Here is a 21,225-nt window from a genome sequence, read left to right as displayed (position 1 = left end):
AATGATTAGAAAGGTTACATTTTTCACCATAAATGACCGATAAGAGTATAGTAGTATTCATATTTTATGGTAAATGAGGAAAGGGGATCTTTTAAATCTGATGAGTGAACAAGAAATACATGTGGGTGAATGTGGAGGTGGGACGATCACCGCTGAGCCGAACGCAGCTCCACTACGCCCACGAAGAATTGTTTTGACGTTGTTTACAGGATTTGCTTTATTGATCCTTGGTTTGTTTCTAACGCTAATCACGGGTATATTTCCTATCAGCTATACAGAGGTATTGGAAGTGCTTTTTTCTTCAAATCCCGATCCCACATTAAAGGAAGTTGTATATCAAATTCGTATGCCATTTGCATTGGATATGTTGTTGCTTGGTGGATGTCTGGCTGTTTCAGGCACTCTTTTACAATTACGAACAGCTAATCGCTTTGCATCACCAACCTTAACCGGACTTATGCCTGGGGCAATGGTAGGGCTATGTGTTGTCCTTTTACTTGGGATGGACATAGATTCCTTTGGTAGTATGGCTCTTTGTATTGCAGGAGCAGTATTTGGGGGATTCATTGTATTTACATTGAATAAAATCCGTTTCATTCGAGGACGGTCTGCGGGAGTTCATTTATTCATAATTGGTTTCATTATTGATGTTGTCCTTCGTTCAGCGTCGGGATTTATTATGTTACTTGGAGAATATGGAGGATATCAGCAAGAGTGGGCAATCTCTCAGGGAGGTTGGGGAATAAGAGAAGGATCATTCACGTTTTGGCTTGCATTGCTTACAATTCTCGTTGCGGGATCTGTGTTTGCATTCCCCAAGCAGCTAAGTCCGTTATACCTTCCATTTGCGATTGTGTTGACCGCCGTTACTGTGTGGGCATGTGGTACCATCGGATATATAGGACTTATTGTGCCTTATTTCATGCGTTGTATGATCGGAAACCGTCCACGGCTTCTCATTTTGGGCTCCGTCTTTTGGGGGGGCGGTCTGTTAATGCTGGCCAAAGTCATTTCCGCTAGAATCAACGAGCCGGTTGGGTTTCCCGTAACCCCAGTACTGGCCTGTATCGGCATACCCTTTTTGATCTTTATGGTGTGGAGAGAATGGAAAAGAAGCTCTCTGCTTGAAAGCAGTAGATTCTGAACGACATTTGCCAGACCACTGGCACTGTTATCATAGGTGCTCCGCCAGATCATCAGACGCTCATTTTTTATGCTATATTTTATACATAAGGAAAATTTGAGAGTTGAGGTGCAGCATGACATCAATGAATATTGTCGAATCATCCGTCAAACCAGGATTAATGGCTTTTCAGGCAAGCACTGAAGATCAGGAGCAGGTTCAGGAGTTAATTTTAAAGACGGCCAGGTGGCTGCACAGCAAAGGCTCTACGCAATGGGGACGCTTACTAAAAGGAAAAGATGATCACAACCTAGGCGGCGCTATTGCACGTGGAGAAGTGATTATTTTCCGAGCATCAGAGGATCAAGGCTTGGCAGGCGCAGTGATCTTGCAGCAGCAGCCCAGTGCATGGGACCGTAAGTTGTGGGGATTAGACGAAACGGATTCTGAGGGAGGAACCTCAGTATATCTGCATCGTTTGGTTGTGGATCGCGATAGCACCGGGAAGGGTCTAGGCCGTGAGCTGATGCAATGGATTGAACAAGGTATCCACTTCACAGGCAAGGACCGAATCCGTTTAGACTGTATTGCGGGCAATGACAAGCTTAGCGAGTTTTACAGACAATGCGGTTATACGTATATAGGCGAAACGAACGGCTATAATACTTTTGAAAAGATGCTAATAAAGATTTAGAAAACTGAATTATAGCTCAAGGAATACGAAAGAAGGAAGCAGGTGATCTGCATTCTTCTTTTTTTGTTGTGCAACCTTTACTTTCCCTTGATCGCTGTCATATCAGAGTCCTCCAAAAGAGAAAATTTATATGAAAATGAAAATGGGGATATCGTGTCTCACCCTTCTACATATGATGATAGGGAAGTTTTGTAAGCGTTTTAAAATAGGAAGGCATACAACCAAGTGAAGCTACAGGAGGCGGTTAAAGTGGACGATTACATGAGCTGGATAAAGATTGGATTTTTCCTCATCGTTCTGTTTTTACTTGCAGCGGCATGCAGTACCTCTCCCAAAATAGAGAACACAGACGGGCAGAAAGTGCGGCTTACGATGCAGGTTTGGGGTAATCCTGCGGAGGTAAAGGTGTATCAGCGGGCACTCGATGCATTTGAAAAGGAAAACCCGAATATCGAGGTTAAGCTGGTGCCTGTACCGGGAGACCAATATGAGCAAAAGCTGTTGACACAGCTTCAGGGAAGTCGCGGACCGGATGTGTTTTATTCGTATGAACCGACGATTGCGCGTTTGATCGGGGCGAAGCAGGTACAGCCTTTGGGTGAGTTTTTAAAAAGTGATGCAAGTGATGTGAAGGCTGAGGATTTTCCAGAAGGATTGTGGGGACCGGCAAAGCGTGATGGGGAAATCTATGGGGTCACTCCCGACTCAAACCCGATGGTCATGTATTACAACAAAAAGGTATTCAAGGAAGCAGGCGTGAAGACGCCGCAAGAATACTATGACGAAGGCAAGTGGAACTGGGATGCCTTTGAGGAGGCTACTTCCAAGCTGAAGGCAGCCGGAAAACAGGGTTATATTGCGGAAAACTGGTGGGCTCACTGGTATTCATGGGTGTGGTCGAATGGCGGTCAGATTTTTGATGAACAAGGCAAATATGTGCTGGACCACAATGAAAAGGGCAAGGAAGCCTTTAGTTTTATGTACGATATGGTGAAAAAGGGAAATGCGGTATATCTCGGATCACTTCCTAAAGGGCAAGGGGCTGACGCGATGTTCATGTCCAATCAAGTCGGTATGCTGGCGGCGGGAAGATGGCTGGAGCCCTTGTTTAGTCCAAATAAAAGCCTCGACTTTGATTATATCTACTGGCCATCCAATACCGGAAAGAATGAGCCCGTTGCCATTCCGGTTGCCTATGTAGCTGTAAATAAAAATAGTCCGCATGTGCAAGAGGCCATGAAGCTGGCAGCATTCTACGTCTCTGTGAAGGGACAGGAGACGCGGCTGGTTGAAGGTGGGAATGCCATGGGTACGCTTGCTGCCGCAGATGAGAGCATTATGAAAAAGGCGACCATTGAGCATTCAAGCTATTTGACCGAGGGACGTAACATAGGGCATGCTCATGGATCTGCATTGGCCTTTGATGCTCAGGTGCCGGGGTTGAACTCGGATATCACGGAGACCATCGACCTGATGTTCTTGGGCAAGCAGGATGCTGCGGCAACCATTGAAAAGTTGAATCAGATCATATCCAATGCGGTCAAGTAGGCACGGGATGACCCGTGACCGGGGAGGAAGGTGACTAGATGCCGAAAAAGCATCAAGCGCTGTGGGGGCCTTATAAACAAGCAAGGAACGTCGATATTTTTAATGGTCATGAGATTACCAATCTTCCCGTGAGCAGAAATTATATTAATAACCTGCTTGAGGTATACTCAGATGATGTATTGCCGTGAATATTATGAATCATCAGAGAGGCATGCCCAAATGAATGGAGGGTGCCGCGAAACAGCTAATTTACAGCTGATTTGCGACACCCTCTTTTAGTTGTCCGGACGGAAATATACTCGTATTTCATGCTGTTTACGTCATCAACATACTATCTACGCCAGTCCATTGAAATTTCTTCTGTACTATTTGATAATCTAGACACAACAAAAGAAACGATTGACTCATATTCAAAACTACGAAAGGAGAATGCGAGTGAAATAGACTTTTACGTTATGACGTCTTGGCAATCACTCAGGGCGAGGTGCGGCTGGCCCAAGCCCAATTGAGCAGAGCCAATTCAGCGCTACCTCATGCAGCACGTTGATGTTGTCTACCTGACAGTGTTCTAATCCGCCAAGTCGTCTATCCTCTATCGGGAAGAACGTCTTGTTTTTCGAACCCGCTTGCTCATAATTTTTCAAGGCTTGTGTCAGCGGATTTGGCTGAACCAATATCTCTTCCGCTCCGTGCATTACAAGAAGCGGACATTCTATCTGGTGGAGCACGCCCTCAAGATCATAGGCAAAACGCGGATTACCCGCAAAGTCCTCCAAGCTTTTTGCCCCCAGAATTCTCATGCCATGTGCGGCCAGACTCGGTGGCATCCATTTAAGCATTGCATCCCAATCAAAGGCGTGCGTACCACCGTCGGAGATGACGGCAGCAATCCTGTGATCGAACGAAGCGAATCGCAAAGAGTCGTAAGCCGCAAAACTCTCACCGTGCACGATAATCTTATCGGGATCGACTTCCGGCCGCGTTAGAAGAAAGTCGATTGCTCGGGAATGGAAAGCCTCACTGTCCGCTCGTCTTCCTTTTCCCTTTTCGTACAGCGAGAGGCCGGTGCCAGGCTGGTCATAGACCAGAAAGTTATATCCACACGAAATAAAAGCGGGACCTAGCCAGAAATAGTTTTCAATGGACCACTCGTCGCCACCGTTGAGAGCAAAAAGGGTCGGCTTCGGACCTTTTATCCAGGAAGGGGAGAAGAAGTAACCATCCAGCTTGACATCTTCGTAATCGACTTGGATCTTCTCCGGTTGGACATCGAAGTACTTTCCGGCAGCTTCGAAGAGTTCATTTACTTTCTTAAATACACGGATTTTCTCGGTGTCATCATCCATCACCGCATATTCCGCAATTCTGTAGTAATTGCAGGCACGAATGTAGCAGTTTCGTGCTGTATACCAGTTTCCAGCCGTTTCGGCCTCCTTGCCGTGTCTTTCCAATGCTTGAGCCGTTATGAGCCATTCCCTGTGCCACGTGTCCTTGTCATCGGGGTCGATTTTTTTGCAGGCCTCGTAGATCTCGGTGACGTCCGTCGCACCGAGGCTTGCCATACCTAAAGCTTTGGTGACTTGGTATGACATCATGTAGTGATTGGGCCAACGGCTGAACTCAATTGACATTGTAACATCCTCCTTTTCCAGTTCTAGTGATTGTAGTTTTTTTACTACAAGTAATTTTTACAACACAAAGATAAAGCTTCGTTAAAAGAAAAATAAATGTTTGTAAAGAGAATATAAAAAACTATAAACCGCTGAAAAAACAAAAAAGGCTGCTGCCTGGGTGTTCACAGCTGGCAGTAGCCTTTAACTCCTGTAGTAAAAGAAAATGTGCACAAATAAAATCAGTGTTGTGCAGCCAAGGGAAGGCTGAATCTTATCCCCAAACCGCCATATTCGGAAGGGTAGGCGCAAATTTCGCCCCTATGATGTTCAATAATGGATTTACAGCTTGCAAGCCCCAGCCCCAGTCCGCCCTTTTGGATTTGCCGCGATTTATCCACAGTGAAAAATTTGAGGAACAGAGAAGATATATCCTTTTCCGGCACTCCAATTCCATTATCCTCGATTTGAAAAAAGGCATACTGTCCTAGCGGGTATCCGGTCATATACACTTTCAGCTTATTTTTCCCTCCATATCTTACAGCATTGCTAAAGAGGTTGCCGAAAACCCGACGTATCATCGGTTCATTGACCATCAGCAATATATTTTCCGTAAATGAATGGCGGCAAGTAAGCTCGTTGTCAAGTCCTGCCAACTCATACTCATATTCAAGGGCAATGTTTTCAAATAATTTTGATGCTTTTACAGGTGTAGCTACCATAGATTCCAACTCCAGTTTTTCTTTGGTGAAGCTGGAAAAATCATTGATGAGTTCAACCATATATCCTGACTTCTTTTGAATCAAATCATAATATTCCTGCTTTTCAGTTTCTGGTAAATCCTTGTGCGTAGCCAGCAGTTCAGTAAAACCATTAATAGATGTCAAGGGTGTTTTCAAGTCGTGGGCAATTGCCGCGATCATCTCGATCTGCTCTTTGTGGGCGAGTTGAAGCCGGTGCTCCATCTTATTGAAGTGTTTATAAAGTTCTCCGATCTCGTCATTACTTCTCAGAGCTAGCGGAGGCAGTGGATGTACAATATTTACTTCTTCAAGCCTGGTATTCAGAAGCTGAATGGGTTTCTCTATGCAAAAATGAATATAGATAATCAGAATAATAAATATGAAACAGGCAATTGCAAATATGGGCAGGAGCAATGCTATATATCGCGAGTCCAGCAATGAACTGCGTATAGGGGAATATACTGCAAAGACAAGCTTCAGGTACATTCCAATCGAAAACATGAATATTATAAACATTAGCAGGAACAAAAGAGGAAGCTTTATTTTCAGTTTCATACTATTGCTCTCTTTCCGTGTATTTATATCCTATGCCCCATATTGTTTTAATAAAGTCATATTCAGGACCAAGTTTCTTACGGATATTTTTTATATGAACCGTTACGGTATTTATTTCTCCGTATTCGTCTCCCCAGACGTTTTCATATATCTGTTCACGAGTCAATACATTATTGGGGTGGCGCATGAGGATAGACAGAATCTGAAATTCCTTCGTTGATAAGTCGAGCTTCCTGCTATTCAGGAATGCTTCAAACGTCTTATCGTTCAAAATGAGCGGAGAATCCGCCTTTTCGTTACTGGGACTAAGTTCATCCCACTCTTTAAAAAGCCTGTCCACTTTTCTGAAGTGAGCCTTTATCCTGGAGACAAGCTCCTGAATACTGAAAGGTTTGGTCATGTAATCGTCTGCTCCTATTTCGAGCCCGACGATTTTATCAATGTCCTTATCACGCGCACTTAAAAACAAAATTGGAACATTATAAGAATTTCGGATACTTCTGCAGACATCAAGTCCATCCATATCAGGCATTACTATATCAAGAATGATGAAATCGATGTTATTTTCTTCCAATGCAGATAAGGCTTCTTCCCCAGAATATGCCGAAATTATTGCAAATTGCTCGTATCTTAAACTCTTTGTGATGAGTTTTACGATTTCTTCATCGTCGTCTACAACTAATATCGTTTTTAGCATATTTATACCTCCCAGCCGCTTTAAGTGGACTGAATTTATAAAACAAGAGCCGCATGATCCTCTCGCATTGAAAAAAGTAGCGTTCAAAGCGTCTCTGCGGTCGAGCTATGCACATATTCCAGCTTGAAGACCTGCATATAGCTTTTGACGTAATGTCCGGGAGTGTGTCTAATCAAAAGACGGTGTGAAAAGGCTGAAAACCATCACAAGTTTTGGTTTTCAGCCTTTTCCGATAAAGTCCATCCGAGCTACGCACTCCACGTGACTTTGATAGGACTCAAATGGGAAGATCATGAAACATGGTATACCTCAAATGGGTATTCCGCTCCAAATCCCTTACTGATTGAAATCAGTAAGGGATCATGGCTCTATAGTAACAGCTATTATCGTAATGTAAAGGGAGATGTAACGCACATTTTGGATTACACCAACCCTTCGGGTTTTAAAACTCCGAGAACCTTTGGAACAGGAGATGCCGATTTTTCGTATGGCTACTCCTTTTTGTATTTTTTTCGGTACTGTAGCGGGGTGTGCCCGGTAAGATGCTTGAATACACGACCAAAGTGAGCGATGCTGTCAAAACCCGTTTTTTCAGCAATGGAAGTCACTTTCCAGTTTGTTTCTCTCAAATACGCACGAGCCTGCTGGACCCGCACATCTTGAAGATATTCTACTAAGGTAAAACCTGTTGTCTGCTTGAAAATACGGCACAAATACGTGCTGCTAATATAAAAATGCTCAGCCAGCTGATCTAGTGACAGGCTCTCGGCATAATGAGCATGCAGGTATGCGATGACTGAGTACACGCGTTGCTGCTTTTCGCTACGTTCCGGTGCAATGGTATCGGCAGTGGTCGATTGTATGCGCCGGATGCGGATAAGGAGCTGGAGTAGCAAGCTTTGGAGATATAGTTGGCGGTAGGCATGTTCTTGGTAGTATTCATCCAGCATTTGCTGGAATAGATGCTCCAGCTCGCATTGTTCTTCCGCGGAGGGGCGAAGCAGAAAGCTTTTTTCTGGCAGAAGAGGCTGGTTCTGATCGCTGGAGGGAGAGACAGTCATTGGCGAGGCTGCAAATTCTTCATCAAAGTTAATCAAAATCCGTTCATGGCTACCGCTACCCTTGTTACTTGTACGGTGAAAATCATGTTTGCTAATCCAAATCAGATCGCCCTTCTGGAGCGCGTATACCCGCTGATTAATGTAGTAGTAGCGCTCTCCTGCCAGCAAATAATAGATTTCGTGCGCTTGGTGGACATGGTCGGCGGACATGCTGAATGGCACCGTCCGTAGCGCTTGCTCAATGGCAAAGCGGGGTGTAGCGATCATATCGATAGTCTCCTTTAATGAAAGAATACATAAGGATAATATATGTATATTTTTTGGGAAAAATCATAATAAAAGCGAAGATTTCGCTCTTTCTTATACTATAAAATAAAAGCAATTCATGTAAAGGGTGTGAGCCAATTGGCTAAAATCAAATATGCGCTTGTGGGTACCGGAGGAAGAGCCGAATTTTTTTACGGTGAAGTTGTTACCGTTTTCAAAGATACCTCGGAGCTGATCGCGTTCTGTGACGTCAATCAGACGAGAATGGATTATGCCAATCAGCTGTTGCAGGAGAAATACGAGCATGAGCCGATTGCGACCTATAAAGCACACGAGTTTGATCGGATGATCGCGGAGACGAAGCCGGATATCGTCATTGTCACGACCATTGACCGGGTGCATCACCGGTATATTATCCGGGCGATGGAGCTGGGCTGTGATGTCATTTCTGAGAAGCCGATGACGGTGGATGAGGACAAATGCCAAGACATTCTGGATGCCATAGACCGCACGGGACGGAAGCTGCGCGTCACCTTTAACTACCGCTATGCGCCGCATAATACGAAAATCCGCGAGATTATTATGGACGGAACGCTCGGAGAGGTGCTGTCAGTCAATTTCGAGTGGTTGCTGAATACACAGCATGGCGCAGATTATTTCCGTCGGTGGCACCGTGACAAGCGCAATAGCGGTGGTCTGCTAGTGCATAAATCGACGCATCATTTTGATCTGATGAACTTCTGGCTTGGCTCGAAACCGGAGACGGTGTATGCGATGGGAGATCTGAAATTTTACGGCCGGGAAAATGCGGAGCAGCGTGGTGTGACGGAGTTTTATCAACGGGCTTACGGCAGCAAGGCAGCGGAAAATGACCCCTTTGCGCTACATCTGGACCGTAACGAGCATCTAAAAAGCATGTATCTGGATGCTGAGCATGAGGACGGCTATGTGCGGGATCAAAGTGTATTTGGCGACAATATCAGCATTGAAGATACGCTGAGTGTCATGGTGAAGTATCAGAACAAGGCGGTGATGAACTATTCACTGAATGCTTATATGCCTTGGGAGGGCTTTATCATCGTATTTAATGGCACGAAGGGACGGATGGAGGTTCGGGTATCCGAGCAATCCTATGTTAATTCCGGTGGCAGCAAGGCAGATGAGGGTGCGCTAAAAGAGAAGACCATCACCATCTATCCCCACTTTGCAGCACCTTATGAGGTCGAGGTAGAAGAAGGCGTAGGTGGTCATGGCGGAGGAGATCCAGTTATGCTGCGGGATATTTTTGATAAGCCGGCAGAGGATCGGTTTCATCGTGCGGCCTCACATATCGATGGTGCATGGTCCATTTTAACAGGCATCGCCGCCAACCGCTCTATGCGTACAGGTCAGCCAGTGAAGGTGGAGGAACTGGTGCGCTTGTAATGAGTAGTAAATTTAATACCGAAAAGACCCCTCTAACTAGATTGAACAGAGGGGTCTTATTTTGGTATTCAAATATAGAATGCACCTTACATCTTACGGCACTTTATTTTATTATTTATCAGCAGTCAGTTCCCGGGTTCCCAGTTGTTGTACAGGACGATGGTTATCGGGGAAAATGGAAGCAAACTGGTTGATTTGGTCTGCGGACAATTCAATAGGCTGCTCCAGCACTGTCCAATTTACATGCTCTGTGCATGGCGGGGTAGTCAGCGATCCGTTGTAGCGAACGGAGTGCAGGTCTTTTGGCAGCAGCGCAGCGAGATTTATTTCTTCATCCAGAGCCGCTTCTTGGGAAATATCCTTCGGCAGTTTGGACCAAATGCGGTTGAAAGCCTTGTTTTCTTTGCCACTTTGGATAAGGACCCCTAAGACAGCTGTGCTTCCGTTGTCGCTTTGATGGACAAAATGAAGCTCCATTTCAGCATTTTTACCATCGATTTGATGTTCGCTCGGGTGGTGAAAATGAAACTGCTTTAAAGTGAATTTAGTACCGTCCAGCATGATGTTATTGCTGGCATCGGCAACATTGATTTGCACAGTGTGTCCATTATTCAAAATGGATGCTTTTGTATTAGTGTAATGAACTTGCAGCGGTTGCTGTGTTTGCGATGCTTCCAGATGGGTATGCTCTATATTGACAGGAGATTGTTCGTGGCCGTTACCACAAGCAACGAAATCTTTTTCCAGCTCTCCCCAATGTTCCGGTCCTTGATCTCCTTCATAGGACCAGTGTGGGCCTTTCTGAACAACTGCATGGGCGTTGTTAGCTGATGAGGATGAAGTGCTAGTGGTACTAGAAATGGCGGGCTGTGAATTGCATCCTGTTACCGATACAGCCAAGATAATGGCAAATATGCTGAACAGGCAACCTTTCCAGTTTTTTTTCATGTTTCTTTATCCTTCTTCCAAAATAGAATATGTGAAACTTTTTACATTGTAAATTATTGTACAAAGTTCCTACAAGGGTCCAAGGACTTAGAAAGAAGCGTTTTTGGATTAAATAGTTTTAAGTTAGATTTATATTTGTCCTTTTTGGGCAAAAATTACTATAATAATGAGTGTGCATTACAAAATAATTCCATATCTATTTAAAGGAGAGATCTACATGAAAGCAGCAATTGTTACAAAAGACAAGAAAGTCAGTATAGAAGAGAGACCTTTGCGTTCCTTGAAGCATGGAGAAGCGTTAGTCCAAGTTGAATACTGCGGAGTTTGCCACACAGATTTACATGTGAAAAATGCAGATTTCGGTGATGTCACAGGCAGAGTTCTAGGGCATGAAGGTATTGGAAAAGTCATTGAATTAGGTGAAGGAGTAACCAGTCTTAAAATTGGTGATCGCGTAAGTATTGCCTGGATGTTCGAAAGCTGCGGTCATTGTGAATATTGCCTAACTGGGCGGGAAACGCTGTGTCGTGAAGTTAAAAATGCCGGATATACGGTAGACGGTGCAATGGCAGAGCAATGTATTGTCACAGCTGACTACGCGGTCAAGGTACCAGATAGTCTTGATCCTGCCGCTGCAAGTAGTGTAACTTGTGCAGGGGTTACAACATATAAAGCAGTTAAAGTAAGTGAAATCAAACCAGGCCAATGGATCGGTATCTTCGGCATTGGCGGCTTGGGTAACCTGGCGGTGCAATATGCCAAAAATGTATTCAATGCTAAAGTTGTAGCCTTTGATATCAGTGATGAAAAACTAGAACTGGCCAAACAAATTGGTGCTGACTATACCGTTAACAGTATGAAAGAAGATCCGGTCGCCCGAGCCAAGGAGTTAACAAACGGTGCTGGTCTGGATGCAACCGTAGTTACTGCTGTTGCCAAAACACCTTTCAACCAGGCCATCGACGTTGTAAAAGCTGGCGCGCGTGTTGTAGCTGTAGGTCTTCCAACCGATAAGATGGATCTGGACATTCCTCGTCTGGTTCTGGACGGCATTCAAGTTATTGGCTCCTTGGTCGGCACTCGTGAAGACCTTAAAGAAGCGTTCCAGTTCGCTGCAGAAGGTAAAGTCGTCCCTCTTGTACAAAAACGTCCGCTCGAAGACATTAATGAGATCTTCGAGGAGATGGAGCATGGCAAAATCCAAGGGCGCATGGTCATTGATTTCACAAAATAAAATGAAATCGAATTGGTAACCCTTGGAATTCAGAGAGAGGAAGCGCCTGCTGATGTATTGCAGGCGCTCTTTTTGGCTTTACAGCTTATTCAGAATGTTATCTTCCAAAACCGCAGATTTATCCCCATATTCTTTGATGATATGTCTTTCTCCCCAGGCACAAAGAGAATCTAAAATGCTTTTCAGACTACATCCATATTCACTAAGCTCGTACTCCACTTTGGGTGGAACCTGATTATAGCTAATCCGATTGACAATGCCGTCTTCCTCTAATTCACGAAGCTGCTGAGTCAGCATTTTTTGTGTTATGGAAGGCATCATCCGTTTTAATTCGCTTGTCCGCATCTTTCCATGTGTCAAATGACACAAAATCACGCATTTCCACTTCCCCCCGATCACCTCTAACGTCGCCTCAACAGAGATATTGTATTTTTTCTTCCCCAATGCCGATCCCTCCATGTGTATCGCTTTTCTGTTATACATACCTTAACATCCTGTTTTAATCAAAAAGGACTTTATTTAGGGTACTTTTTGGTACCTATATCACTAAAAAGTACGTACTGTTCATAATTGCTTGAATAACTCATAATAACATCTGTTGGTTGAAGATTTCTATAGATAGGAGGGAAAAACATGTCGCCAGAATCAAAAGGAAGTATATGGCCATTACTGGCTCTAGCCGTAAGCGCCTTTGCGATTGGGACAACTGAGTTCATCAGCGTGGGACTGCTTCCCCTCATTGCTGAAGACTTGCACATATCTGTAACGATGTCCGCACTAACTGTAACGCTGTATGCATTAGGGGTTACCATCGGGGCACCTGTCTTGACCTCATTAACATCAAGTGTTCCCCGTAAAACGTTGCTGCTGTGGATCATGATTATATTTATTGCAGGTAACAGCCTTGCTGCGGTCTCTAGTGGAATTGCCTTGCTGCTGATTGCACGTGTGATCTCGGCGTTCGCCCATGGGGTGTTCATGTCCATCGGTTCCACCATCGCGGCCGATCTTGTGCCGGATGATCGTCGAGCGAGTGCGATCTCCATTATGTTCTCCGGGTTGACCGTAGCCACAGTCACAGGTGTACCTTTGGGTACCTATATTGGGCAGCAATGGGGTTGGCGGGCTGCATTTATGGCGATTGTGGTCGTCGGTGTAGTGGCACTCATCGCCAATCTGATTCTGCTGCCATCTACGCTGCGCAAAGGGAACAAGACTCCTTTCCGCGAGCAGGTCAAACTGGTTACCAATGGTCGCTTGCTACTTGCATTTATCATTACAGCTTTGGGGTATGGAGGCACATTTGTGGTGTTTACTTATTTATCTCCATTACTCCACGACATAACCGGATTTCAGCAAAGTACGGTAACGTTTATTCTTTTGCTGTATGGAATTGCGATTGCCATCGGGAATGTCATTGGCGGAAAAGCAGCAAACCGTAAGCCGCTTTCAGCTTTGTTTTACATGTTTCTGATTCAAGCAGTGATCCTTTTTCTCCTGTTGTTCACGGCACCTTTTAAAACGGCAGGACTGATTACGATCTTCTTTATGGGATTGCTTGCGTTTATGAACGTGCCCGGGTTACAGGTATATGTAGTCATGTTAGCCGAACGGTTTGCACCCAAAGCTGTCGATGTTGCCTCTGCTGTTAATATTGCTGCTTTCAACGCAGGGATAGCCATCGGAGCTTATGTAGGCGGGATTGTAACGGATTCACTCGGTCTCATTCATACAGCCTGGATCGGGAGCATTATGGTTTTCGTTGCGGTTCTGCTCACAGGCTGGAGTCGTATGCTCGAAAAAAGGGATACAACCACCATTGCAGGTTAAAGCTTTTAAAAAATAGAGAGGAAGATACAAAATGACACAAAACTTACAAAGCACAACATTGTTAAACAACGGAGTTCGTATGCCTTGGTTTGGCATCGGGGTATTTAAAGTGGAGGAAGGTTCGGAGCTGGTCGATGCTATAAAGGCTGCTGTAAAGCATGGCTACCGCAGTATAGATACAGCTGCAATCTATGCGAATGAAAGCAGTGTAGGGCAGGCTATTCAGGAAGCCCTTCAGGAAAATAATCTGTCCAGAGAAGAACTGTTCGTCACGTCCAAAGTGTGGAATGCAGATTTAGGCTATGAAGAGACACGAGCAGCTTATGAAGCCAGTCTGGATAAGCTGGGTCTGGAATACCTGGATCTATATCTGATTCATTGGCCAGTTCAGGGAAAGTATAAAGAAGCTTGGAGAGCGTTGGAATCCTTGTATAAAGAAGGACGGATTAAGGCAATTGGAGTCAGCAACTTCCAGATTCATCATTTGGAAGATCTCATGAAAGATGCTGAAATCAAGCCAATGATCAATCAGGTGGAGTTCCATCCACAATTAACCCAAACCGAGCTGTTGCAATTCTGTCAAAAGAACGACATTCAAATGGAAGCCTGGTCCCCGTTAATGCAAGGCCAATTGCTGGATCATCCGGTACTGCAAGACATAGCGACCAAGTATGGTAAATCGGTGGCGCAAGTGATTTTACGCTGGGATGTGCAGCAGGGAGTTGTCACCATTCCCAAGTCTACCAAGGCGCATCGGATCGTCGAAAATGCCGATATTTTTGACTTCGAACTGACGCGCGAGGATATGGATCGAATTCAGGCGTTAAATGCCGATCTTCGGGTAGGTCCAGATCCGGATAACTTTGATTTTTAAAATTACGTTCATCATGAGACGCCGTTTCCTTCTTCACTGAAGGGACGGCGTTTTGTGCATGATGGGTCTGGAGCCACAGCAATCCAATCCCGCCATATGGTATTATAGGGTTATGTGAAAAGAGACGTTTTGGAAGCTTGTGAATACGAAAAATCTCCGGGGGACTTCATGAATAAGACAATTGCAGATATAGCCCAAATGGCTGGTGTATCCAAGAGCACGGTATCCCGTTTTTTGAACGGCGGGTCTGTCAGCGTGGATACGAAACGAAAAATTGAAAAAGTGGTTAAAGCCACGGGCTATGTGCCCAATGCCTTTGCCCAGAGTCTTAAGGCGAAGCGGACCAACATTATCGGCACCGTTGTGCCGCGTCTGGATTCTTTTGCGACATCCCATACGCTGATGGGGATTGATGAGGAACTGCGTTCTCAGCATTATCAGATGCTGATCTCCAATACGAGCCAGGATGTACAGCGTGAAATCGAAGCCATTTATGAGCTGGGCCGACAAAAGATTTCGGGTATCATTTTGCTGGCTGCTCAAATTACAGACGACCATCTGACCGCGATTCGTGACATCGGTATTCCAGTGTTGCTGGTGGGCCAGCAGCACGAGCAGCTTCATAGCCTTATCCATGATGACTATCGTGCAGGATATGATATTGGCACGTACGTTTTGTCTCAGGGACACCGCGAAATTGCCTACGTTGGTGTTACTGAAAAGGATGTTGCCGTCGGTGTGCAGCGCAAGGAGGGCTTTAGGCAGGCTGTACGCGATGCATTGCCTACTGAGTCTCGTACGGACGATGCGATGCAAGCAGCAGGGTATGATATCAGATACTATGAGACCGGATTTAAAATGTCCGATGCACGAATTGCTGCATCCGCTATTTTGGACAATTTCAAGCCAACGTTAATGGTGTGTGCTACGGATAATATTGCGCTGGGCGTAATCAATGCGGCTTATTCCAGAGGGATTGTCATTCCGTCGGATTTGTCGGTAACTGGCTTTGGGGGATACGATATTACGGAGGTCATTCACCCTGCGCTGACAACCGTTCAATATCCGTATATGGATGCTGGACGTGTAGCAGCGCAAAATATTATGCGGCTGGTAGAACATAAATCGGTAGAAAAAGTGACGGTCATGAATTATTCCCTTATCGAAAGAGAAAGCGTTGACAAACGCTGAACAAGTGGATTATAATTTCTTCGAAACCGGTTCCATAGTATACGGACATAAATGGAATCGGTTGCAAATCCATGGATGAGCATTTTTTTAATCGTATGGGAACCGGTTCCGAAAGAATATTTTTTTCACTAATTTGGAACCGGTTCCTGAGGCGAAGTTTTAATAAAAATGAGGTACAACTATGAAAATGACAAGAGAACAAAAGTATCGAATGATCGAGCAGGCAGAGCCCGGTGAAATAGCCAGCTTGGAGGAGAAAGTGGAGCAATGTCACTGGCGGCAGGGGTTTCATATCCAGCCACCGACAGGTTTGCTCAATGACCCTAATGGCTTTTCGTATTACCAAGGTGAATACCACTTATTTTATCAGTGGTTTCCACTCGGAACGGATCATGGGATGAAATACTGGTATCATTTGAAATCCAGAGATTTGGCCACATGGAATAGTGCGGGTATTGGCATTGCACCTGGGGATTATTTTGATTCACATGGGGCTTACTCAGGCAGCGCACTGGAGCATGAGGGCAAATTATATATGCTGTATACGGGAAATGCACGAGATGAAGATTGGATCAGACATCCTTATCAATGCATGGCTGTTATGGACGAGAACGGTCGCATTACTAAATGGGAGCACCCCGTTATTTCCAATGTGCCAGAAGGGTATACAGACCATTTTCGTGATCCCAAGCTATGGAAAGACGGCGATAGCTTTTACTGTGTGATTGGTGCCCAAAGAACGAATTTAACAGGCTGCGCCGTCCTCTACCGATCAACCGACCTTCATTCATGGGAGTTTGAGGGAGAATTGTGCACAGGGCTGGAGTCGTTTGGCTACATGTGGGAATGTCCGGATTATTTTGAACTGAACGAAGCAGGTGTCTTGATCTTTTCTCCTCAGGGCTTGGAGCCTTCCGGGGATGAAAATCACAATATTTATCAATCGGGCTACGTAATCGGCAAGCCGTTAGATACCGGTACAAAAATACTGGAGCACGGCGCATTCCACGAGCTCGACAGAGGCTTTGACTTCTATGCGCCACAGACGATGATTGACCCGCAGGGGCGGCGTATTATGGTGGCATGGATGGGTCTGCCGGATATCGACTATCCCACAGATCCGAACGGATGGGCTCATTGTCTGACATTACCAAGGGAGCTTACGCTTCATGAGGGCAAACTCTTGCAGCGGCCAATTCCTGAGCTGACTACGCTACGCAGAAATCGTGAGGATCGGGTAGCTGACACGTTATTCTCAGAGAGCAAAACCTATGAAGGATTTACAGGTACGGCCTATGAGCTGATCTGTGAGGTAGATCTTTTAAGCGCTAAGATGTTTGGTATTGAATTCCGTGCGAGTGAGACTGAGAAAACGGTAATTAAATATGATGCCATCAGTCGCAAACTTGTATTGGATCGTTCGCAATCAGGTGAGCCTGTAGCCACTTCGTATGGTGAGATACGGCAGTGTTCATGGGATAAAGATCATATCAAACTTCATTTGTTTGTAGATACGTCTTCGGTTGAGATTTTCGTCAATGATGGGGAAGAGGTGTTCACCAGTCGTATTTTTCCGCATCCAGAGAGTGACGAAATACGCTTTTTTGCCGACAAGGGAGAGGCTCTCTTCCAGGCGGTGAAATGGGATTTTACATGAGTAGGCTAAAACATCAAGTGGATCGTTAATCATCAAACATAACGGAATCAACGAGAGGATGAACATCATGGCGGAGAACAGAGAAATAGCTAAAGAAGTGATCCAGGCAATCGGTGGGCAAGAAAATATTGCATCTTTTGCTCATTGCGCGACGCGCTTGCGGATTATGGTGCATGACAAGGAGAAAATTGATCAGAAAAAAGTTGAGGAGATCGACAAGGTCAAGGGTGCTTTCTTCAATTCCGGGCAATATCAGATTATTTTTGGTACAGGTACGGTAAATCGAATTTTCGAAGAGGTCGAAAAGCTTGGCGTGACTGGTTCATCTAAAGAAGAGGTGAAGAGTCAGGCGAAAAAGGAAGGGAACGTCTTCCAGCGCTCCATCCGTACCTTTGGTGATGTGTTTGTACCGATTATTCCTGTGCTGGTCGCTACAGGGCTGTTCATGGGGCTACGTGGCTTGCTCACTCAGCCGCAAATTCTCGCTCTACTTGGCATGACGCCACAGGACATTTCACCCAATTTTCTATTGTACACACAAGTATTAACAGATACGGCCTTTGCTTTTCTGCCAGCGTTAGTCGCATGGTCAGCCTTTAGAGTATTCGGTGGTAGTCCAGTGCTGGGTATCGTTCTCGGTCTGATGCTGGTAAATCCAGCCTTGCCCAACGCTTATAGTGTTGCGGACGGTTCAGCCCACCCGTTGACGATGTTCGGATTCATTCCTGTGGTGGGCTATCAAGGCTCGGTATTGCCAGCTTTCTTCGTGGGCTTGATCGGAGCCAAGCTGGAGCGGGCGCTGCGCAAACGGGTGCCTGAAGCGCTAGATTTGATTCTCACACCGTTTTTAACACTGTTGATCATGATCACTTTGGGATTGTTTGCCATCGGTCCGATTTTCCATTCACTCGAAGAATGGGTGCTGCACGGAACAACGTTTGTGCTGGATTTGCCTTTCGGTATTGCAGGGATTGTCATCGGTTTCTTGCATCAGATTATCGTTGTTACAGGTGTGCATCATATCTTTAATTTCTTGGAGATTCAACTGCTTGAAAAGAACGGCGCGAACGCCTTTAACGCCATCATTACCTGCGCTATGGCTGCTCAAGGTGCTGCCTGTCTGGCGGTTGGACTGAAAACGAAGAATAGCAAGCTAAAAGCGTTAGCACTTCCTTCCTCGTTGTCTGCTTTTCTGGGGATTACGGAACCGGCTATTTTCGGGGTCAACCTGAGATACATGAAGCCTTTTGTCATGGGGCTTATCGGTGGTGCGGTTGGCGGTTTTATCGCTTCACTCTTCCATTTGGCGGCTACAGGTATGGCAGTTACAGTCATTCCAGGCACGTTGCTCTACATGAACCATCAGCTTCCGCTTTACATTTTGGCGAACTTGGCTGCTATGGTTGTAGCCTTTGTCCTGACCTGGATGTTTGGCTATAACGATAAAATGCTGGAAGAGGTCAAAACAGCGGGTTCTTCAACTTAATATGATTTCGGAATAAGCACAGATTCGCATATAAATGAACTATAACGGTCGCCCTACTTTGGAGCGCTCTAGGCCCTTGTTGAAAAGGGATGCTAGAGAAGCTTCCAGGTGGGGAGACCGTTTTTTATAGACTTTATCATTACGTATCCGGATACGTAATTTGGCTTTGGCCAACAATCGGCTCATAACGCAATGGTTTCAGAGCATCTCAATGAAATGGACTTCCCACCATATTCTTCAATTGCTAATTCGAATTCATTATTGAGCGGTTTGACGCCTGAAGAATATAACGTAGTTATCAAAAATGCGAAACCCATAGAATCAATTGCTGTTGAAAAAGAGGTTTTTGCCGTTTATGGAAGATATACAGATGAAAATAGGAATTTTCAAATTAAAGCTTCAGGTTTTGGAGAATATCAGGTAATGGTACTTAACCACGATTATTATGTTTTTTATGAACTCGTTATAATACTAATATTTTCTAAAATACGTAATACATCTTTTGAGAAGGGAGGTGTGTGCGTGTGAACAAGCGATTAAGAACAAGTGTTGTTGTCTTAGGTCTAACTGTTCTTATCGGAGGGGTTATAACCGTCATTCAATACGACAAGGATACGTATAAAGAACGGCATTTAATCGAAATCTTTTTTAATCGAGTGAAACAGTATCGGCGCTGGGCAACTCGCTATGACAAGACAGCGAGCATGTTCAAGGCTTTTTTGGCGTTGATTTCGATAAGGATGTGGCTCAAATAGGTTTGCGTATAGGCTCTAATCAATCTAATTAGGTCGATATTGTGGATGATCCTGGATAACGGCCGCATTCATCATGCAGCCCAAGTGCAAGATTTCTTGAAGCAGCATCACCGATTACAATTTGTTTTTCTGCCGAAGTACTCGCCTGACCTTGACCTGATTGAAGGTTTATGGAAGTGGCTAAAGAGCGATGTCGTTCACAACGTATTTTACAAGAAGTTTTATCATATTCGAATCAATGTCGCAGCCTTCATGAAACGCGTCAATGACAAATCGTTGGAGGTCATTGATCGCTTGGGAATACGAATGTAATTCAAAAATTCAGTCTATGTAGAATTTATATAAACGATCAATTTTACAAATATCAATAAACATATTATTGTAAAAATAAAGAAATTGGAGGTGGCTTGACAATGAAAATTCTTATAGTAGGCTATTTTACACAAATTTCAAAATCAAATATTAAAAAATATTTTCCTAATGACTGGGACATTGTAATTGTGCCGCCGGGAAAAGAAATGCTGCATCATATTGGAGACAGTCAGGTAATCATACCTGAACATATCAAAGTGGATCGCGACTTACTTTCCATGGCAAAAAAATTGAAGCTGGTACAGACGGGTGCAGGGTATGATAATGTAGATATTGATGCCTGCACGCAACTAGGTATTTGGGTAGCTAATGCTGCAGGAGTGAATGCGCAGGCAGTGGCCGAGCATGTAATGGCGCTGATGTTGTCTTATTATAAAAACATACCCTACCTTGATAGATTCATGAAAACCAGAACAGATGAAAAACAGTTGGATTATACAGGAAGTGAATTAAAAGGTAAAACGATAGGAATTATCGGCTTTGGTGCTGTCGGTAAAAAAGTAGCTGAGTTTTGCAGGGTTTTTGATATGGATGTGCTGGTTAATGCTAGACATGCCGTTGTACAACCTGACAGCTTTGTAAAAATGACGGATTTCGATAATCTTGTAAGCGTATCAGATATAGTCACTGTACATACGTCACTGAATCCGCAAACCAAACAACTGATTGATAAAGGAGTATTCAAAAAGATGAAGAATACCGCACTTTTTATCAATACGGCTCGCGGTGGGATTGTCAATGAAAATGACTTAATAGCTGCTTTAAAAGATAAAGAAATTTCAGGAGCATGCTTGGATGTGTTTGAATCTGAACCGCTTTCAATTGACAGTGAACTAAGGGATCTGAGTAATGTCATACTTACTCCCCATACTGCTGGCATGCCAGATGGCGTCAAGTTGCATAAAAAAAGATATGATTTCTTTGTGAATAATATAAAGCATATAAAAAACGGTGAAGAACCCGAAAGCAAGCTTAATCAGGTGTTATAGTTCTGATAATTTTTCATTTTATTAAAAAAGCAGTTCATCAATTGGCCGCTCTTTATACGTGTCCTGGTCATACGCCCGCTTCCTCCTCCGGTCTCCTTGCTCGGAATCCATTACCGAATCATCTGCCTGTCCCGGTGTCAACTCAAAGCGGAGCAGATTCGCCAGT

The 21,225-nt window shown here is 44.6% G+C and carries 20 protein-coding genes and 1 pseudogene; 15 read left to right on the top strand and 6 right to left on the bottom strand.

Translation table 11 applies throughout. From position 1 onward, the window contains the following. Positions 1-100 precede the first annotated feature (100 nt). From G9G53_RS17160 to G9G53_RS17145, 4 genes are all read left to right on the top strand, one after another. The gene (locus tag G9G53_RS17160; RefSeq protein WP_165149259.1) at positions 101-1,144 is read left to right on the top strand and encodes an iron ABC transporter permease; all 1,044 of its coding nucleotides are present in this window, start codon (positions 101-103) and stop codon (positions 1,142-1,144) included. A 115-nt stretch (positions 1,145-1,259) separates the two neighbouring features. Then, positions 1,260-1,817 (top strand): GNAT family N-acetyltransferase, encoded by a 558-nt coding sequence (locus tag G9G53_RS17155; protein ID WP_165149257.1) that lies wholly within the window; start codon positions 1,260-1,262, stop codon positions 1,815-1,817. 249 nt (positions 1,818-2,066) lie between these two features. Continuing rightward, positions 2,067-3,365, top strand: coding sequence for an ABC transporter substrate-binding protein (locus tag G9G53_RS17150; RefSeq protein WP_165149246.1), 1,299 nt, complete (start codon positions 2,067-2,069; stop codon positions 3,363-3,365). A gap of 38 nt (positions 3,366-3,403) precedes the next feature. Beyond that, positions 3,404-3,553 carry a hypothetical protein gene (locus G9G53_RS17145; RefSeq protein WP_165149244.1) on the top strand — a complete coding sequence of 50 codons (150 nt, stop codon included), beginning with the start codon at positions 3,404-3,406 and terminating at the stop codon, positions 3,551-3,553. Positions 3,554-3,835: 282 nt separating this feature from the next. On the opposite strand, the gene G9G53_RS17140 is transcribed toward G9G53_RS17145, so the two are convergent. The 4 genes from G9G53_RS17140 to G9G53_RS17125 all read right to left on the bottom strand — a co-directional run bounded on the left by G9G53_RS17140 (position 3,836) and on the right by G9G53_RS17125 (position 8,298). Continuing rightward, the gene (locus tag G9G53_RS17140) at positions 3,836-4,996 is read right to left on the bottom strand and encodes an alpha/beta hydrolase family protein (RefSeq protein ID WP_165149242.1); all 1,161 of its coding nucleotides are present in this window, start codon (positions 4,994-4,996) and stop codon (positions 3,836-3,838) included. 221 nt (positions 4,997-5,217) lie between these two features. Continuing rightward, the gene (locus tag G9G53_RS17135) at positions 5,218-6,273 is read right to left on the bottom strand and encodes a HAMP domain-containing sensor histidine kinase (RefSeq protein ID WP_029516879.1); all 1,056 of its coding nucleotides are present in this window, start codon (positions 6,271-6,273) and stop codon (positions 5,218-5,220) included. 1 nt (position 6,274) lies between these two features. Beyond that, on the bottom strand, positions 6,275-6,970 hold the full coding sequence (locus G9G53_RS17130; RefSeq protein WP_029516878.1) for a response regulator transcription factor: 696 nt from the start codon (positions 6,968-6,970) through the stop codon (positions 6,275-6,277). A 491-nt stretch (positions 6,971-7,461) separates the two neighbouring features. Further along, positions 7,462-8,298, bottom strand: a complete 837-nt coding sequence (locus G9G53_RS17125) for a helix-turn-helix transcriptional regulator (protein WP_165149240.1) — start codon at positions 8,296-8,298, stop codon at positions 7,462-7,464. 138 nt (positions 8,299-8,436) lie between these two features. Between G9G53_RS17125 and G9G53_RS17120 the strand changes: the two genes are divergently transcribed. Further along, on the top strand, positions 8,437-9,723 hold the full coding sequence (locus G9G53_RS17120; protein ID WP_165149238.1) for a Gfo/Idh/MocA family protein: 1,287 nt from the start codon (positions 8,437-8,439) through the stop codon (positions 9,721-9,723). Positions 9,724-9,834: 111 nt separating this feature from the next. On the opposite strand, the gene G9G53_RS17115 is transcribed toward G9G53_RS17120, so the two are convergent. Beyond that, on the bottom strand, positions 9,835-10,671 hold the full coding sequence (locus G9G53_RS17115) for a carbonic anhydrase (RefSeq protein WP_165149236.1): 837 nt from the start codon (positions 10,669-10,671) through the stop codon (positions 9,835-9,837). Positions 10,672-10,888: 217 nt separating this feature from the next. On the opposite strand from G9G53_RS17115, the gene adhP reads away from it, so the two are divergent. Then, positions 10,889-11,905, top strand: a complete 1,017-nt coding sequence (gene adhP, locus G9G53_RS17110; protein ID WP_165149234.1) for an alcohol dehydrogenase AdhP — start codon at positions 10,889-10,891, stop codon at positions 11,903-11,905. A gap of 78 nt (positions 11,906-11,983) precedes the next feature. On the opposite strand, the gene G9G53_RS17105 is transcribed toward adhP, so the two are convergent. Further along, entirely contained in the window at positions 11,984-12,349 is a 366-nt protein-coding gene (locus G9G53_RS17105) for a winged helix-turn-helix transcriptional regulator (RefSeq protein ID WP_013368959.1), read from the bottom strand. A 189-nt stretch (positions 12,350-12,538) separates the two neighbouring features. Here G9G53_RS17105 and G9G53_RS17100 point away from each other — a divergent pair, with 189 nt between their 5' ends. From G9G53_RS17100 to G9G53_RS17060, 9 genes and pseudogenes are all read left to right on the top strand, one after another. After that, positions 12,539-13,735 carry an MFS transporter gene (locus tag G9G53_RS17100; protein WP_165149232.1) on the top strand — a complete coding sequence of 399 codons (1,197 nt, stop codon included), beginning with the start codon at positions 12,539-12,541 and terminating at the stop codon, positions 13,733-13,735. A gap of 31 nt (positions 13,736-13,766) precedes the next feature. Beyond that, entirely contained in the window at positions 13,767-14,609 is an 843-nt protein-coding gene (locus G9G53_RS17095; protein WP_039274230.1) for an aldo/keto reductase, read from the top strand. 168 nt (positions 14,610-14,777) lie between these two features. Then, positions 14,778-15,800 (top strand): LacI family DNA-binding transcriptional regulator, encoded by a 1,023-nt coding sequence (locus tag G9G53_RS17090; RefSeq protein WP_165149230.1) that lies wholly within the window; start codon positions 14,778-14,780, stop codon positions 15,798-15,800. A gap of 181 nt (positions 15,801-15,981) precedes the next feature. Continuing rightward, on the top strand, positions 15,982-17,457 hold the full coding sequence (locus tag G9G53_RS17085) for a glycoside hydrolase family 32 protein (RefSeq protein WP_165149228.1): 1,476 nt from the start codon (positions 15,982-15,984) through the stop codon (positions 17,455-17,457). Between the two features lie 67 nt (positions 17,458-17,524). Next, positions 17,525-18,943 (top strand): sucrose-specific PTS transporter subunit IIBC, encoded by a 1,419-nt coding sequence (locus G9G53_RS17080; protein ID WP_029516869.1) that lies wholly within the window; start codon positions 17,525-17,527, stop codon positions 18,941-18,943. Between the two features lie 192 nt (positions 18,944-19,135). Continuing rightward, positions 19,136-19,471, top strand: coding sequence for a hypothetical protein (locus G9G53_RS17075; RefSeq protein WP_165149226.1), 336 nt, complete (start codon positions 19,136-19,138; stop codon positions 19,469-19,471). Beyond that, positions 19,468-19,698: a transposase gene (locus G9G53_RS17070; RefSeq protein WP_029516867.1), complete on the top strand. Its 231-nt coding sequence runs from the start codon at positions 19,468-19,470 to the stop codon at positions 19,696-19,698. The genes G9G53_RS17075 and G9G53_RS17070 overlap by 4 nt, the downstream gene beginning before the upstream one ends. Positions 19,699-19,743: 45 nt before the next feature. After that, positions 19,744-20,010: pseudogene (locus tag G9G53_RS17065) on the top strand (transposase); the annotation flags it as partial. Positions 20,011-20,111: 101 nt separating this feature from the next. Continuing rightward, positions 20,112-21,059 carry an NAD(P)-dependent oxidoreductase gene (locus G9G53_RS17060; RefSeq protein WP_165149222.1) on the top strand — a complete coding sequence of 316 codons (948 nt, stop codon included), beginning with the start codon at positions 20,112-20,114 and terminating at the stop codon, positions 21,057-21,059. Positions 21,060-21,225 lie beyond the last annotated feature (166 nt).

This window comes from Paenibacillus sp. EKM206P, from assembly GCF_011066155.1.
Lineage (GTDB): Bacteria > Bacillota > Bacilli > Paenibacillales > Paenibacillaceae > Paenibacillus > Paenibacillus polymyxa_D.
Note: the sequence above shows the minus strand (reverse complement) of the source record. Positions and strands in the feature narration are given on the sequence as shown.

Excerpts from the sequence above, each read along its gene's own strand:
- G9G53_RS17140 (WP_165149242.1), bottom strand. The coding sequence starts at position 4,996 with ATGTCAATTGAGTTCAGCCGTTGGCCCAATCACTACATGATGTCATAC.
- G9G53_RS17130 (WP_029516878.1), bottom strand. The coding sequence starts at position 6,970 with ATGCTAAAAACGATATTAGTTGTAGACGACGATGAAGAAATCGTAAAA.
- G9G53_RS17095 (WP_039274230.1), top strand. The coding sequence starts at position 13,767 with ATGACACAAAACTTACAAAGCACAACATTGTTAAACAACGGAGTTCGT.
- G9G53_RS17090 (WP_165149230.1), top strand. The coding sequence starts at position 14,778 with ATGAATAAGACAATTGCAGATATAGCCCAAATGGCTGGTGTATCCAAG.
- G9G53_RS17135 (WP_029516879.1), bottom strand. The coding sequence starts at position 6,273 with ATGAAACTGAAAATAAAGCTTCCTCTTTTGTTCCTGCTAATGTTTATA.
- adhP (WP_165149234.1), top strand. The coding sequence starts at position 10,889 with ATGAAAGCAGCAATTGTTACAAAAGACAAGAAAGTCAGTATAGAAGAG.
- G9G53_RS17115 (WP_165149236.1), bottom strand. The coding sequence starts at position 10,671 with ATGAAAAAAAACTGGAAAGGTTGCCTGTTCAGCATATTTGCCATTATC.
- G9G53_RS17125 (WP_165149240.1), bottom strand. The coding sequence starts at position 8,298 with ATGATCGCTACACCCCGCTTTGCCATTGAGCAAGCGCTACGGACGGTG.
- G9G53_RS17145 (WP_165149244.1), top strand. The coding sequence starts at position 3,404 with ATGCCGAAAAAGCATCAAGCGCTGTGGGGGCCTTATAAACAAGCAAGG.
- G9G53_RS17060 (WP_165149222.1), top strand. The coding sequence starts at position 20,112 with ATGAAAATTCTTATAGTAGGCTATTTTACACAAATTTCAAAATCAAAT.
- G9G53_RS17075 (WP_165149226.1), top strand. The coding sequence starts at position 19,136 with ATGGTTTCAGAGCATCTCAATGAAATGGACTTCCCACCATATTCTTCA.
- G9G53_RS17160 (WP_165149259.1), top strand. The coding sequence starts at position 101 with ATGAGTGAACAAGAAATACATGTGGGTGAATGTGGAGGTGGGACGATC.
- G9G53_RS17155 (WP_165149257.1), top strand. The coding sequence starts at position 1,260 with ATGACATCAATGAATATTGTCGAATCATCCGTCAAACCAGGATTAATG.
- G9G53_RS17100 (WP_165149232.1), top strand. The coding sequence starts at position 12,539 with ATGTCGCCAGAATCAAAAGGAAGTATATGGCCATTACTGGCTCTAGCC.
- G9G53_RS17080 (WP_029516869.1), top strand. The coding sequence starts at position 17,525 with ATGGCGGAGAACAGAGAAATAGCTAAAGAAGTGATCCAGGCAATCGGT.
- G9G53_RS17085 (WP_165149228.1), top strand. The coding sequence starts at position 15,982 with ATGAAAATGACAAGAGAACAAAAGTATCGAATGATCGAGCAGGCAGAG.